14 protein-coding genes and 1 riboswitch are annotated in these 14,899 nt (G+C 63.4%); of the genes, 7 read left to right on the forward strand and 7 right to left on the reverse strand.

Annotation, left to right across the window (positions count from 1 at the left end; translation table 11 throughout):
- The first annotated feature begins 156 nt into the window (after positions 1–156).
- A complete protein-coding gene (glnT, locus tag U5822_RS10440) occupies positions 157–1,515 on the forward strand; it encodes a type III glutamate--ammonia ligase (protein WP_322855565.1) in 1,359 nt (452 codons plus the stop codon).
- Between the two features lie 51 nt (positions 1,516–1,566).
- Here glnT and U5822_RS10445 read toward each other — a convergent pair whose 3' ends face one another.
- The 6 genes from U5822_RS10445 to U5822_RS10470 form a co-directional block, all read right to left on the reverse strand.
- Complete coding sequence (locus U5822_RS10445; RefSeq protein WP_322855566.1) at positions 1,567–2,190, reverse strand: TetR family transcriptional regulator; 624 nt, start codon at positions 2,188–2,190, stop codon at positions 1,567–1,569.
- Between the two features lie 215 nt (positions 2,191–2,405).
- Positions 2,406–3,473, reverse strand: coding sequence for a putative urea ABC transporter substrate-binding protein (locus tag U5822_RS10450; protein WP_322855567.1), 1,068 nt, complete (start codon positions 3,471–3,473; stop codon positions 2,406–2,408).
- A gap of 85 nt (positions 3,474–3,558) precedes the next feature.
- A complete protein-coding gene (gene uca / locus U5822_RS10455) occupies positions 3,559–7,185 on the reverse strand; it encodes an urea carboxylase (RefSeq protein ID WP_322855568.1) in 3,627 nt (1,208 codons plus the stop codon).
- Positions 7,176–7,814, reverse strand: coding sequence for an urea amidolyase associated protein UAAP2 (locus U5822_RS10460; RefSeq protein ID WP_322855569.1), 639 nt, complete (start codon positions 7,812–7,814; stop codon positions 7,176–7,178). The genes uca and U5822_RS10460 overlap by 10 nt, the downstream gene beginning before the upstream one ends.
- A gap of 17 nt (positions 7,815–7,831) precedes the next feature.
- Positions 7,832–8,560, reverse strand: coding sequence for an urea amidolyase associated protein UAAP1 (locus U5822_RS10465; RefSeq protein WP_322855570.1), 729 nt, complete (start codon positions 8,558–8,560; stop codon positions 7,832–7,834).
- A gap of 69 nt (positions 8,561–8,629) precedes the next feature.
- Positions 8,630–8,744, reverse strand: a riboswitch (guanidine-I (ykkC/yxkD leader).
- A 251-nt stretch (positions 8,745–8,995) separates the two neighbouring features.
- Positions 8,996–10,294: a methyl-accepting chemotaxis protein gene (locus tag U5822_RS10470; RefSeq protein WP_322855571.1), complete on the reverse strand. Its 1,299-nt coding sequence runs from the start codon at positions 10,292–10,294 to the stop codon at positions 8,996–8,998.
- A gap of 188 nt (positions 10,295–10,482) precedes the next feature.
- On the opposite strand from U5822_RS10470, the gene U5822_RS10475 reads away from it, so the two are divergent.
- From U5822_RS10475 to U5822_RS10500, 6 genes are all read left to right on the forward strand, one after another.
- Positions 10,483–10,854, forward strand: coding sequence for a hypothetical protein (locus tag U5822_RS10475; protein ID WP_322855572.1), 372 nt, complete (start codon positions 10,483–10,485; stop codon positions 10,852–10,854).
- A gap of 44 nt (positions 10,855–10,898) precedes the next feature.
- Positions 10,899–11,222 carry a hypothetical protein gene (locus tag U5822_RS10480; protein ID WP_322855573.1) on the forward strand — a complete coding sequence of 108 codons (324 nt, stop codon included), beginning with the start codon at positions 10,899–10,901 and terminating at the stop codon, positions 11,220–11,222.
- Between the two features lie 39 nt (positions 11,223–11,261).
- On the forward strand, positions 11,262–12,374 hold the full coding sequence (locus U5822_RS10485; protein WP_322855574.1) for an endonuclease/exonuclease/phosphatase family protein: 1,113 nt from the start codon (positions 11,262–11,264) through the stop codon (positions 12,372–12,374).
- A 27-nt stretch (positions 12,375–12,401) separates the two neighbouring features.
- A complete protein-coding gene (locus U5822_RS10490; RefSeq protein ID WP_322855575.1) occupies positions 12,402–13,112 on the forward strand; it encodes a hypothetical protein in 711 nt (236 codons plus the stop codon).
- A 150-nt stretch (positions 13,113–13,262) separates the two neighbouring features.
- Positions 13,263–13,586, forward strand: coding sequence for a hypothetical protein (locus U5822_RS10495; protein WP_322855576.1), 324 nt, complete (start codon positions 13,263–13,265; stop codon positions 13,584–13,586).
- A gap of 2 nt (positions 13,587–13,588) precedes the next feature.
- On the forward strand, positions 13,589–14,116 hold the full coding sequence (locus tag U5822_RS10500) for a hypothetical protein (protein WP_322855577.1): 528 nt from the start codon (positions 13,589–13,591) through the stop codon (positions 14,114–14,116).
- Here U5822_RS10500 and U5822_RS10505 read toward each other — a convergent pair.
- Positions 14,089–14,889, reverse strand: a complete 801-nt coding sequence (locus tag U5822_RS10505) for a DUF1206 domain-containing protein (RefSeq protein ID WP_322855578.1) — start codon at positions 14,887–14,889, stop codon at positions 14,089–14,091. The two genes, U5822_RS10500 and U5822_RS10505, sit on opposite strands and share 28 nt — an antisense overlap.
- Positions 14,890–14,899 lie beyond the last annotated feature (10 nt).

Below are 14,899 nucleotides of genomic sequence, written 5' to 3' on the forward strand. Positions count from 1 at the left end.
GGCCCCCCGTTCCGGTTCTGGTTTCGCGCGTTCATGCCGGTCGAAAATGGCATTTACATACATGCTGGCATGTAAGTTGAATGGGAGAAGCAAAGAAAGAAACGTGCCAGAACACAGACCAATCGCCCGACGCCATGGGCAACAAGGAGAAAGACGATGACCGAATTGAGCAGCACACAGGCGCTGAAACAGCAACTCACCGACGCCGGCGTGAAATACGCCATGGCCAGTTACGTGGACATTCACGGGGTATCAAAAGGCAAGTTTGTCCCGGTGGCGCACCTGGGGCAGATGATGGAGGGCTCGGAGCTATACACCGGGGCGGCCCTTGACGGCGTCCCCCAGGACATCTCCGACAACGAGGTGGCGGCCATGCCCGATGCCGCTGCGGTAGCGGTGTGCCCCTGGAACCGGCAACTGGCGTGGTTCCCGGGCAACCTCTACCTGGACGGCAAGCCATTCGAGGCCTGCTCTCGCAACATCTTCCAGCGCCAGCTCAGCGCAGCGGCCGATATGGGCTACCGCTTCAACCTGGGCATCGAAACCGAGTTCTTCCTGTTCCGGGACACCGAGGACGGCGGCTTTGCGCCCCTGAGTGACCGGGACACCCTGGGCAAGCCCTGCTACGACCCGCGTGCCCTGATGGACAACTTGCACATCGTGGATGAGCTGGTCGAAGCCATGAACGAGCTGGGCTGGGACGTGTACTCCTTCGACCATGAGGACGCCAACGGCCAGTTTGAAACCGACTTCAAATACGCCGACGGCCTGACCATGGCCGACCGCCTGGTGTTCTTCCGCATGATGGCCAACGAGATTGCCCGCAAGCACGGCGCCTTCGCCAGCTTCATGCCCAAGCCGTTCGCCGACCGCACCGGCAGCGGGGCTCACTACAACATGTCGCTGGCGGACCTCAAAACCGGAGCCAACCTGTTCGAGCCCCAGGGCGATGACGAGCACGACTGTGGCATCAGCAAGATCGCCTACCAGTTCATTGCCGGGGTCCTGAAACACGGCGCGGCCATCAGCGCGGTCATCGCACCCACGGTCAACAGCTACAAGCGCCTGGTGCGCCAGGGCAGCATGTCCGGCTCCACCTGGGCGCCCGTGTTCATGTGCTATGGCTCCAACAACCGCACCAACATGATCCGGATCCCGGGCATGGGCGGGCGCATCGAGTGCCGGGCGGCAGACATTGCCTGTAACCCCTATCTGGGCAGCGCTTTGATCCTGGCCGCCGGTCTGGAAGGCATCCGTGAAGGGTTGGATGCCGGCGCCCCGCACCACGAGAACATGTACAACTACAGCGATGCCGAGATCGCCGAGCAGGGCATCGAGTACCTGCCGCGCAACCTGGGCGAAGCCGTGGATGCCTTCGAAGTCGATCCACTGGCACGGGAAGTGTTCGGGGAGGCCATGTTCAAGAGCTTCATCGAGACCAAGCGGCAGGAGTGGGACAGCTACCAGAACCACGTCTCCGAGTGGGAGGTGAACCGCTACCTGAAGATGTTCTGAGGGTCGGGCGCCCGCCCGATGCACACCAAACCGGCCCGAGGGCCGGTTTTTTTATGGGCGCTCGTCGGTGCGGCCGAGCAGGGTCCAGAACTGGCGCTGGAAGAAGGGCGCCTGCTGTTTCAGGGAGAACAACTTGGGGGCGAACAGCCAGGTCTGGGTGATGCCCATCAGATAGGTGTAGCTGAGTAGACCCAGTTCGTTGGCGCTTTCCTGGGTGCTGATCAGCCCGGCGGCCTTGGCCCGCTCGACTAGGTCCTGAAACAGGGCGATGATGGATTGGGTCAGTTGCCGTTCCCGCTTCAGGGTCCGGCTCATGGCGTCGGTCAGTTCGGTCTTGTTCAGCAGGATCTCGAACGACTGCCGGTAGCGTCGATTGGTGGCGAGCAAACCCAGCCAGCGTTCGATGAAGTGGTCCATGGCGTCCAGGGGGTTATCGGCCATGGCCTCGCAGTCACGGACGAGCTTTTCGAGCGGGTCCTGGGAGTAGGCCAGGACCGCTTCGTACAGGTCGTCCTTGTTCTGGAAGTGCCAGTAGATCGGCCCCCGGCTGCAGCCGGCTTCATCGGCGATGCGGCTCAGGGTCGTGAGGGAGTAGCCATCCCGGCTGAACAGCTTGAGGGCGGCTTCGAGCACGGTCTGGCGGGTTTTTTCGGCGTCTTCCTTGGTGCGGCGCATTCGTTATTTGTTTTCCGTTTGACTCGGGAGTTGAGACCGGTGCGGGGAACGCTTCCAAAACACGCTCCTGGCGGCACATCCATGTGGCGCTTGGGCTCCGCCATCCATGGCTCCGCACAGTTTTGGAAGCGTTCCCCGCACCGGCCTTCCTGCGCAGTGTAAACAAAAACGGGCACGAATGGTCGTGCCCGCTTGTCTCACGAAAAAGTACTAAGTCAGATTTCGCCTTCTGCGGCCATTTCCATGTAGTCATCATTGAAACGCAGCTTCACATTGCTCGAATCACCCATGACGGAGCCGTCCGGGAATTCAATGCCGACGAAGTCCGGGCTCATCGCGCCCTGGCCGAGCAGGCCCTTGTCGAAGGAGAACTGGCGGACGCTGTCCATGGCCGCGTGGGCTTCTTCGCTGTTGATGAAGTCCACCGACAGCTGCGGCTCCCAGAACATCTTCATGCCGGCAAGCTGGGCCTCGTAGCCGGCCTGGTCGGTGCCGGACAGCTCACCCAGGAAGGCCCGGGCTTCGGCGCCTTCGGCGGTGTCCGCCTTGAGGATGCTCATGGTTTCGTACCAGGCGCCGACCAGGGCCTTGCCCAGTTTCGGGTTGTCGGCCAGGGTCTCGGTATTGACCAGGGTCAGGTCCTTGATGTGGCCCGGAATCTCGCTGGAATCGAACAGTTTGGTGGCGCCGGGGTAGGCTTCAACCTCGGACAGCAGCGGGTTCCAGGTCGCCACGTGGCGCACGTCGTCGGTTTGGAATGCGGACACCAGATCGGCGTCGGAGATGTTCACCACGCTGATGTCCCGCTCTTCCAGCCCGACAGTGTTGAGAGCCCGCACCAGCAAGTAGTGGGACACGGACAGCTCCACCAGGTGCACGGTTTCGCCTTCCAGGTCGGCAATGGTCTTGCCGTCCTTGGATACCAGGCCGTCGTTGGCGTTGGAGTAGTCGCCCACGATCAGGGCGGTGGTGTCGACGCCGGAGGCGGCCGGGATGGACAGGCCGTCCATGCTGGTGGCCACCACGCCGTCGAACTGGCCGGCGGTAAACTGGTTGATGGATTCGATGTAGTCGTTGACCTGCACGATGTCGACGTCGATGTCGTACTTGTCGGCCCACTTCTTCATGATGCCGCTGTCCTCGGCGTACTGCCAGGGCACCCAGCCGGCGTAGATGGTCCAGGCGATGCTGAAGGAATCGCGTTCTTCGGCCATGGCACCCAGGGACAGGGTAGCTGTCATCAGGCCAGCGGCAAGACGTTTCTGGAAGGTACGAGTTTTCATGGAGTCTCTCCTCGGGCATGGCCCGCTGTTGGAAGATTGGTGTTCTTTGCGTTGGTATTCCATTGTTGGCATTCGCTAAGAGTCGTTAATCCGTCACCGCTTCGACGATCACCACCGGTGCGCCGGGGGCGACCGCCTGGCCAGCCTCGCGCCGGATCTCGACGATCCGCCCGCTGACCGGACTGAGCAGTTCGATTTCCATCTTCATGGACTCGATCACCGCCACCGGGCGCTGGGCTTCGATGGTGTCGCCCACCTGCACCAGGCACTCCCAGAGGTTGCCGGCGACGTGGCTTTCCACCGCGTGCTGACCTTCTGGCAGGTTGGCAAGATCGTCCTCGCCGGTGTCCTCCATCGGGGCCTCGGCGCTGAAGTTGATCTGGCCGGACTCGATCCAGCGCTGCAGTTCCTTGTCGAAGGCCTGTTGGCGCTGTCCGGTGAAGTCACGGATTTCCCGGTCGTTATCGGCCAGGAACTGCTCGTAGTCCTTGAGGTTGAAGCGGGTGTGCTCGACCTTGATCGGGTAGTCGCCGTTCGGGAAGTCGCGCCGGATCTGCTGCAGCTCCTCGGCGCTCACCTCGTAGAAGCGCACCTGGTCGAAGAATCGCAGCAGCCAGGGCTTGCCGGGTTCGAAGAACTCGGTTGTGCGATAGCGGTTCCACATCTGCAGGGTGCGGCCGACGAACTGGTAGCCGCCCGGGCCTTCCATGCCGTAGATGCACAGGTAGGCGCCGCCGATGCCGACCGAGTTTTCCGCGGTCCAGGTGCGGGCCGGGTTGTACTTGGTGGTCACCAGCCGGTGGCGCGGATCCAGGGGCGTGGCTACCGGGGCGCCGAGGTAGACGTCGCCCAGGCCCATGACCAGATAGCTGGCCTCGAACAGGGTCTTCTTGACCTCGTCGATGTTGTCGAGGCCGTTGATCCGGCGGATGAATTCCAGGTTGCTCGGGCACCAGGGCGCGTCCTTGCGCACCGACTGCATGTATTTCTGGATGGCGGTGTGGCAGGCCTCGTCGTCCCAGGACAAGGGCAGGTGCACGATGCGCGCCGGCACGTCCCACTCCGGCTGCTGCTCCAGTTCCTTTTCCGCGCTAATCAGCAGGTCCAGCAAGGCGCCCTGGGCCAGGGCCCGGCTGTCGTAATGCACCTGCAGCGAGCGAATGCCGGGAGTCAGTTCCAGAATGGCGTCGTGTTTCTTCTCACGCAGCCACAGCATCAGGGCGTGGGCGCGGAAGCGCAGGCGAATGTCGAGCTCCATCGGGCCGTATTCCACCAGCACGTAGTTGTCGCCGGCGGCCCGGTACACCACGCCGGTCTCGTGTTCCTCGGTGGTCAGTGCCGCCAGAATCGGTGTTTCGGGTTGGATCGGAGTGATCTCGGTTTCGACCACGGTCATCTGTGCCACTGCCTGGTCCTGGGCGGTGCGTAGGGCCACCGCCTGATCCTGGCTCACCGGCGCGAACCGCACCTTGTCGCCGGCCTTGAGCTGGCCGAGTTTCCACAAATCGGCGCTGATCACCGTGACCGGGCATACGAAGCCACCCAGGCTGGGGCCATCGGGGCCCAGAATCACCGGCATGTCGCCGGTGAAATCCACGGTGCCCACGGCGTAGGCGTTGTCGTGGATGTTGGACGGGTGCATGCCGGCCTCGCCGCCGTCGCTGCGGGCCCATTCCGGTTTCGGGCCGATCAGGCGGACCCCGGTGCGGCTGGAGTTGTAGTGGATCTCCCAGTCACTCTCGAAGAAGGTCTCGATGTCCTGTTCGGTGAAGTAGTCCGGCGCGCCATGGGGGCCATAGGTGACGTGCAGTTGCCAGGTCTTGCCAATCGCCGGTTTGAGCTCCGCAGGCAGGCTGGCAGGCTCCACCGGCGCCGCGTCCGGCAGTGACAGCACATCGCCCGCTCTCAGTGCCCGGCCGCAGTGGCCGCCGAACTGGCCCAGTGTGAACGTACTGCAGGAGGTCAGGTAGGTCGGGCAGTCCAGGCCACCGCGCACCAGCAGGTAGGCCCGTGCGCCATTTTCCACGGTGGCGCCCAGTTGCAGCAAGGCACCGGCGGCCACCTCGACCACCTGCCAGGCCGGGACCGGCTCGCCGTCCAGGCTGGCGTCAAGTTCGGCGCCGGTGAGCACAATCTGAGTTGCCCGGTTGAACACCAGGGTCGGGCCCTTGAGGGTGATTTCCAGGCCCGGGGCACCCTCGTCGTTACCCAGTAGCCGGTTGCCGAGCCGGAACGAATAGCTGTCGAACGGGCCGGAGGGCGGCACCCCGATTTCCCAGTAGCCAACCCGGCCCGGGTAATCCTGGATGGTGGTCAGGGTGCCACCGCTGATGACGTCCACGGTGGCGGGCTGGTAGTCGAATTTGTTGAGGCTGCGGGTGGTGAGCCGACCTTCGGTAAAGCGCTGGTCGCCCAGCACCTGGCGCACGTAGGTCAGGTTGGTCTCGATACCGTACAACTGGCTGTCGTCCAGGGCCGCAATCAGGCGCTGACGCGCGGCTTCGCGATCGGATTCGTGCACGATCACCTTGGCCAGCATGGGGTCGAACAGCGGCGAGATCTCGGTGCCTGACTGGAGCCAGTGGTCGATGCGCAGGCCCGGATCCTCGGGCCAGACCACGTTGGTGAGCAGGCCGGCGCTGGGCTGGAAGTCCTTGTTCGGGTCTTCCGCGTAGATGCGGGCCTGGATGGCGTGGCCGGAAGGGGTAAGCGTGCCGGCCAGGGTATTGAGATCGGGCAGGACGCCGGCGCCCAGTTCCACCATCCAGCGGACGATGTCGACGCCGTACACTTGCTCGGTCACACCGTGTTCCACCTGCAGGCGGGTGTTCACCTCCAGGAAATAGAACTCGGTGGTGTCCGGGTCGTAGATGAATTCCACCGTGCCGGCACTGCGATAGCCGATGCTCTCGCCCAGCTGGCGGGCGGTGTCGTGCATTCGGGTGCGCACGTCGTCGCTTAGCCCCGGGGCCGGGGCTTCCTCGATCACTTTCTGGTTGCGGCGCTGGGCCGAGCAGTCCCGCTCGCCCAGGGCGGCCACCTGGCCACGGCCATCGCCGAACAGCTGCACCTCGATGTGCCGGGCACTCTCGACAAATTTTTCCAGGAACACGCCGCTGTTGCTGAAGTTGTTCTGGCTCAGGCGCTGGACCGATTCGAAGCTCTTGCGCAGGTCCTCGGCGCCGAAGCAGCGGGACATGCCGATGCCGCCGCCGCCGGCGGTGCTCTTCAGCATGACCGGGTAACCGATGGCTTCGGCGGCCTGCAGGGCGTCGTCCAGATCGGTCAGCAAGCCGGTGCCGGGCAGCAGCGGCACGCCGGCTTGCTCGGCCAGGGTCCGGGCGGTGTGTTTGAGACCGAACTCCTCCATCTGCTCCGGGGTGGGGCCGAGGAAGATCACGCCCTCGGCGTCGCAGCGGCGGGCGAAGTCGGCGTTTTCGCTCAGAAAGCCGTAACCCGGGTGAATGGCGCCGGCGCCGCTCTCACGCACGATGTCGAACAGCTTGTCCTGGTCCAGGTAGGTGGCGGCCGCCGGGCCCTCGCCCAGGGAATAGGCTTCGTCGGCCTGACGCACGTGCAGTGAGTCGGCATCGGCCTCGGCGTACACTGCCACCGAGGTGATGCCCATGGCTCGGAGGGTACGGATGACCCGGCAGGCGATGGCGCCCCGGTTGGCGATCAGGACCTTTTTGAAGACGGGGTTCAGTTCCATACCAGCACCTCGATCGGCGTCGGGTTCCAGCCGTTGCAGGGGTTGTTCAACTGCGGGCAATTGGAAATCATCACCAGCACGTCCATGGCCGCTTTCAGCTCCACGTACTTGCCGGCATCGGAGATGCCGTCGGCGAAGGTCAGGCCGCCGTCGGCGGTGACCGGCACGTTCATGAAGAAGTTGATGTTGTGGGTGATGTCGCGCTTGCTCAGGCCGAGCTCCTCGTGTTCGGTTACCGCCACCAGCCAGCTGTCCCGGCAGGCGTGCATGCACTTCTTCTCCAGGGCGTAGCGGGTGGTGTTGCTCTCGGCCGCGCAGGCGCCGCCCAGGGTGTCGTGCCGGCCGCAGGTATCGGCGGTGATCTCCAGCATCAGGTTGTTCTCCGACGACATCAGCTTCGAACCGGCGGTCAGGTAGACATTGCCCTGGGCACGGATGGTGTCCACCGCGCTGTAGCGTTCGGTCGGGTTGTGGGCGTTGTAGAACAGGGTGTCCGCGGCCTGGTTGCCCTCCCGGTCCAGGATGCGGATGGTTTCACCCGCTTTGACCACTTTCAGGAAATACTCGCCGGCCGGTACGGTCTCGCGGAAGGCGGCGGTTTCGGGGTGCAGTGTGCTTGCTTTGATCATGGTTAGCCTCCTTCGTCTCAGGCCTGCATCAGGTGGTACAGGGCGGTGTTGGCAAAGGCCCGGGTGGCCTCCGGCGACGATGTCTTGCAAGGGTCGGCGTCGGTGACCGGCGCGGCCTTGAACAGCTGATAGCGAAGGGGGTGGCTGGGGTATTGCTCGGCCGGACTCAGCGGATGCGGGCAGGTGTGCAGGACCACGATGGTGTCCATCTCGAACCGCAGGTCCACGGTGGCACCGGCGTGGGAATGGTCGGAGACGTAGGCCATGTTGCCTTCATCATCGGTTTTGACCTTGCTGAACCAGTTCAGGTTGGCGGTCAGGTCCTTCTTGCCGAGACCGTACTTGGCCAGCTCGTTCAGGAAGCTGGTGAAGCCGTTGCGGTGATAGTGATTGTGGGCGTCCTGATAGGTCTTGCGACCCCAGCGGGTCTCCACCAGTTCGGCGTTGCAGGTGCCGCTCACGGTGTCGTGCCAACCGAGGTCATCGCGCACGATGGAGGCCATCACCCGGCCCATGTCCGAGAGCAACACGTGGCCTTTGGTGAGCAGGAAAGTGTGCTGGTTTTTCAGGGTGTCCGGCATGTTGTACCGCTCGAGGGGGTTCTCGGGGTTGTACATCAACATGCCGACATTGGCCCCGCCGGTTTCGTCAATCAGGCGCAGCACGTGGCCGCGGCGCATGATGAAAGACCAGTGGGATCCGCCGGGAATCAGATCGTCGTAGAGAGGGGCTGCGGAGTGCAACATAACCGTTTCCACCTTTTCCAGTTGGCTGGGAGTGTTTGAAAAACACGAGAGGCGTCAGTAACTGAACGATCCTCCCGGGCTTTTGTCCCGCCGTGTAGCCTTGGAAAAGGCCGTCAACTCTCGGACCAGTCACCCGCGCTTCCCTTCGTGGGAAACACCGGCCGGAACCCTAGTCGACCATTTGTCAGATTGTCGCGCTTTGATTGTGGTTTCAGGTACCAACGTCTCGCTGCGTATCATTGACAAGACAACATCCGTGCCACGAACGCTAAGGTTATGAATTATTGGGAGAAAGGAAAGAGGTGGAGCAGGTAGGACTGAGCCGATGGCGATTCGTTCGCCTCGTTTTGGTGCAATGGGGCAGGGCGATGCATCATTCTGGTGGCTGACTGGCCGGGCCCTGGGCCTGGCCAGTCAGCGGGTCTTACAGGCGTATTAACTGAAATGACTGTCCCGAATGATTTCCGACAGCGACACCGCGCCATCCCGAACGTCGTGGAAGGCACTCGAGGCTTGCTCCACCTGGCCCGCGCCGGACGCCGCGTGCTGTTTGACCTGGTCCATTTGGCTGGTCATCTGCCCGGTCAGGCCATGATTGGTTTCCACCAGACTGCCGATTTCCACCGTGGACTGCTGGGCCCGGGCCGCCAGTTGCCGGACCTCGTCCGCCACCACCGCGAATCCGCGGCCATGCTCACCGGCGCGGGCGGCTTCGATGGCGGCGTTCAGGGCCAGCAGGTTGGTCTGCTCGGCAATGCCGCTGATGGTGCTGACGATGTCGGTGATGCTTTTGGACTGGGCCATCAACTGCTCGGCCAGCTTGGCACAGGCGGTGACCGCGTCTGAACAGCGGTTGGCGGCCTCGACGGCGGCCTGCAGGATCTCGGTGCCGGAATCGGCCTTGTCGATGGTCTGGTCGGCAGCCTGGGTTACCGCTTCGGTGATGGCTCGCAGCGACTCGGTCTGGCGCACCTTGGCGGTGATGTCACTGGCGAACTTGATCACCTTGATCACCTGGCCCTCGGTGTCGAACACCGGGTTGTAGGTGGCCTCCAGCCAGATTTCATCGCCATTGTGGTGGCGCCGCTGGAACTGGCCGGAGCGGAATTGACCCTTGGCCAGTTCCTGCCAGAAATTGGGGTTGTCCCGGTAGAAGTCGTCGTAGCAGAACATCCGGTGGTGCTGGCCCTGAATGTCCTGCAACGCGTAGCCGGTGGTGGCCAGGAAGTTGTCATTGGCCTTCAGAATGGTGCCGTCCGGGGTGAATTCGATCACCGCCAGTGAGCGGTTCAGGGCCTCAAAGACGGCGGCGTCTTCCTTGCGCTTGATGGTGGACTCGGTGATTTCCGAGGCAAATTTCACCACCCGGACCACGGTGTTGGCCTGCACCACCGGGAAGTAGTTGGCCTGCAGCCAGACCTTGTTCCCGGCCTTGGTGTAACGGGCAAACTCGCCACTCTGGGGCTCGCCCCGGCGCAGGGCATCCCAGAAGGCCCGGTAGTCGTTGCTCTGGGCATAGCTGCGATCGCAGAACATGGCGTGATGGCGGCCGACCACCTCGTCTTTCTGATAGCCCACCACCTTCAGGAAAGCGGGGGTGGCGTCAGCAATGGTGCCGTCGGGCGTGAACTCGATCACCGCGTTGCAGTTCTTGATGGCGCGGATGTAGTGTTCCTGGCTGGAGAGGTGCTCGGTGAGGCGGTCCTGGTCCTGGCGGCGCTTAACCACAAACATAACAAAGATCCTTTTTGAGATTGTCCAACAATGACTTCCGAACGTAGAAGAAAATCCAGCGAAGCGCCAGAGTACGTAAACAAAAGCTACAATTTGCAACCAAATTCGGGGCCGTGGTCACGGTTCGACAGCATTTGGCGGAATCTTTATCATCGCTCTCTCACTCGCCACTGCGGATCCACCTCCCTATGAAATTCCCTGTTGCCACCGTGATGCTGGTTTCGGCGGCTGTCGCCTTTGTCATCTGGGATCAGACCCAGGAGGAAGCGCCTCCCCTGGACCCGGCCCGATTTACCAATCTGGCTGCCAATCCGCTGGAGCGTGGCGCCGTGGTGGACTGGGCGGTGGAGCAGGTGCCGCAATTGTGCGAAGAGGCGACCGGCTCGGTGGCGGGGTCCGAGGCGCATCGCGCCTGCGTCGACACCAGCGAGAAGCGGGAATCGTCGTGCCGCCGGGCCATGGCCGATCAGTTCCCGGGGCTGGTCGCATCGGAAGCCCTGTTCCGGGACTTGTCGATTACCACCATGAACTGCCTGGTGCCCCAGTCTGCTAGACTCTGAGCAAGCCCAAACCAAACCCAATCGGCCTCATTCAGGCGATATCCATGTCCGAAGATCCTCTGAAAGCGCTCTCCGATATGGCCAGCGATGCCCATGCCCGCATCCAGGCCGCCCATGACCACATCAACCCGGTGGTGGAGGTGCGTCGGGGCATGCGCGATGCCGGCATCCCCGCCGATGTCATGACCATCGACTGCCTGCGCACCCGCCGTCGCATTACCCTGATTCTGCACGACGAACAACCGGGGGTGCTGCTGTACCAGTTCGTCACCATCGACGACGAGGTGGGTGACAGCTTCCAGGGGCTGGCACTGGCCGAGGTAAGCGTGCAAACCCTGGTGGATTGGATGCAGGACTACTTCGGCTAAGCACGTCAGATTTCAGCAGGGGGAGGACAGGGAGTCGTCATGGCCATTCTGCAAACCGCCTTACCCTGGGTCCTCGGTGCCTGCACCCTCGCCGTCGTGGGCGCAACCCTGCTGCCGCTGTGGCGTAACCCGCACTGGCTGGTCCGGGGGTTCGATTTTCCGCGGATGCAGATTGCCATCCTGGCGCTGGCTCTGCTGCTCCTGCAATTGGTGTTTCTGGACCTCGAACGCCCTGGTACTTGGGTGTGGATGGCACTGGCCGGAGGCGCCCTGGTCGGCCAGGCCTGGTGGATCCTGCCCTACACGCCTCTGTGGCCGAAAGAGGTAAAACCGGCGCTCAACCCTGACCCGGCCCACACCCTGACCATCCTCACCGCCAACGTGCTGACCCCCAATCGCCGGGCCGACGCCCTGATCGCGCTGGTCGTGAAGCACCAGCCCGACGTGCTGGTCACCCTGGAGTCCGACCAGTGGTGGCAGGACCAGTTGGCGGAACTGGAAACCCGCATGCCCTACACCATCAAGTGCCCACTCGATAACCTCTACGGCATGCACGTGTATTCCCGCCTGCCGCTGCGGGAGAGCGAATGCCGCTACCTGGTGCAGGACAAGGTGCCCTCCATGCACGCGCTGGTGGAGCTGCATTCCGGCGACCGGGTACGCATGCATTTCCTGCACCCGGCACCGCCCAGTCCCACCGAAAACCCGGAGTCGGCGGAGCGGGACGCCGAGCTGGTCATCGTCGGTCGCAGCGTGGCCGACACCGACGAACCGGTGATTGTCACCGGCGACCTCAACGACGTGGCCTGGTCGCCGACCACCCGCCTGTTCCGCAAGGTCAGCGGCCTGCTGGATCCCCGGGTCGGGCGCGGGCTGCGAAGCACCTTTCACGCCCAGTACCCGCTGATGCGCTGGCCCCTGGATCACCTGTTCCACAGCGAGCATTTCACCCTGATCGCCATCCAGCGTCTGCCGGACATCGGATCCGATCACTTTCCACTGCTGACCCGGGTGCTCTTCGCGCCTGTACGTGGCCGGGACCAGCAGCCGCTGCCGGCCGAGCAGGGCGACCAGGAATGGGCCAGCGAACTGGCCCGGGATCAGGGCGCCAGCAAATCGGACGTGCCGGCGCCCGACCCATCCGAGCACTGAATCCAGTACGTCGAGGAGGCAATCATCTTGAACTGGCTATCGCAGCACCATCAAAGCATCACCGCGCTTACCTCCATCGCAACCCTGATGATCTGGCTGGTTTACGCCCAGCTCCTGTACAAGGGCTATCGCCGGCAACGCCGTCCCCGGCTGATCATCAACCGGGGCAAGAGCAAGGACATCAATGCCCTGTGCATCATCAGCAACATGAGCGCTGAGCCGGTGTTCATTGAGTACATTGTGGCCGAGTTGCAGACCTCCCACGGCACCATTGTCATGGACGTGACCGACCTGGAGCGGGGGTACGACGATCAAGGCAAGCCGGAAGGCGTTGAACAAGAGGGCCAGCGCCCAATTGCCGATGTGGTTCGGGACAACACCCGCCAGGGGCCGCTCGAATCCGGCGGCTACCTTCACATCGGCACCTTCCGCGATATCGTTGAGCGGGTGGCCAAGGCCGCGGACATCGAATTGCAGGGGTATCGGCCCACCAATGGCATCGAATTCCAGTGGCTCACCATTCAACTGATTGGCATCTACGGACCGGAGGACCTGCCCATGGGGGCCGAGCGCAGCTTCAAACTGCATGCCGCGGATGACCAGTGCGACCTGACCCCCGATTCCTGGGACACCAAACACCAGAACTCCCGACTTCAGCGTTACCGACTGCGCCGCAAGCTTAAGACTCTGAACGAATCCCCGTTCCGGGCGTCGTCGGGTCTGCAGCAGGCGGGCTGACCCTGGCCCGGCCCTCTGGTCTTATTCCTGTGTGCTACGCTTAATTCGGCATCACCGGCCAGGCCCCTGGCGGGCGGGTTGGTGACAGGAGCATCCTGGTCCTTGGAGATGCCCGATCCGCGGTAAATCTGGTGGAAAAGGAGACGAACGATGGAAGCAAAATCCGGTCAGGACGAATACAACCAGGTCAAGAAGGACCTGCAGCAATTGCGGGAAGATCTGGCCAGCCTGACGCGCGCCGTGAGCGAAGGGCAGAAGAGCAACATCAGCAGTCTGCGGGATGAAATCCGCCGTGAGAGTCGTGAGGCCTTCGATCAGGTCCGGCAGCACGGGCAGGACGCCCTGAATCGTGCCAAGGATGCCGGCGACAAGGCGATCCACGATGTCGAACACAAGATCGAGGAGCGCCCCTTCCTCAGCGTGGTCCTGATGTTTTTGCTGGGGGTGCTGGTGGGCAAGCTGCTTGATCGCTGATCATGCTTGAGTCTGCTCAGGCCAAAGTTCAGGGGGCACTGCGCAAGGCGGTCGCAGCCATCACTGCGTTCATGCTGGGACTGATTCTGCTGGCTGCCCTCCTGATTACCGGCTTTTACCTGCTGGTGCAGGCCGCCATCCTCGGGTTGCAGCCCCATGTCGGTGAGGCCGCCGCGCTGGCGCTGGTTGGCCTGGCCTGTGTCCTGCTGCTGGCCGGGTTCTTCTGGCGTCTGGCCGGTGCGGGTGCCACGGCCAAGTCGTCCCGGTCCGGCTCCGCGGGCTCACGCAGTTCTCTGGACGGGGTGCGTGAGCTGATACGGGAGAATCCCCTGGAGGCGGCCCTCACCGCCTTCGCGGTCGGCATCGCCCAGCAGGGGGACCCCAGGTTGAAGTCCCTGTTGATGCAGGGCGGCATGGAACTCATGAAACAGGGGGAAGGCCACTCGCCGCCGGCCCCATCCGACCCGGAGCCGGCCACTTCTTCTGCATCGGGGCCGGCTTCTCAGGCATCCGGTTCGACCCGCCGGTAGATCGCCTCCAGCAGGCTGTAGAGCCCAAAGGCAAAGAGCCCGACCGCGACCGAGGCAATGAGCCAGGTGCCGTAGGGCTGATTGCGGAACGAGTCAAACACCTCCGCCATGCCGCCGGCTTCGTCCGGGTCCAGTTGATGGGCGGCCAGAAGGAAGAAACCGCCGGCAATGATGAACACCAGGCCCCGGGTGATCAGTCCGAATCGACAAATTGGGTAGGCCCAGAGCTGGGTGGTCGCCGGCATGTCGAAATGGCGGTCAAAGTGTGCGGCCGCGCCCTTGACCGCGTGGGCGATGCCCACGCCAATCATGACCATCCCCACCACCGCCACCAACCAGCGCCCAAAGGGCTGGCGCATGAGCCAACTGGCGATGCTTTTTTCCGAATCGCCATCGGAGCCGCCGCCACCGAAGGCAAAGATGAGGCTGACCGCGAACACCGCGAGCAACAGGTGAGTCACGGCGCTGACCAGCAGGCCGACCCGGACCGTGAGCCCCTTCGGCCCCAGGCCGTGATGGTCGGTATCCCGAAGCGCCTGGACACAGCGCCAGAGGGAAAAGCCGGTCAGCCCGACTGCCAGGGCAGCCAGGATGACGTCGCCCAGGGGCGCGGTGAGCAGCCGCTCCAGGGCACCCCGGCTGCCGGTGGTTTGGCCGCCCTGGCCAAAGGCCGCGAGGGCCGCCAGTCCGCCGACCAGCAGATAGACAATGCCCCGCGCGGCGTATCCCATCCGCGCCATCCAGCGAACCGCATCAACGGCAGGTGCTGCCATGGCTCACCTC

It is taken from the genome of Marinobacter qingdaonensis (genome assembly GCF_034555935.1).
Lineage (GTDB): Bacteria > Pseudomonadota > Gammaproteobacteria > Pseudomonadales > Oleiphilaceae > Marinobacter > Marinobacter qingdaonensis.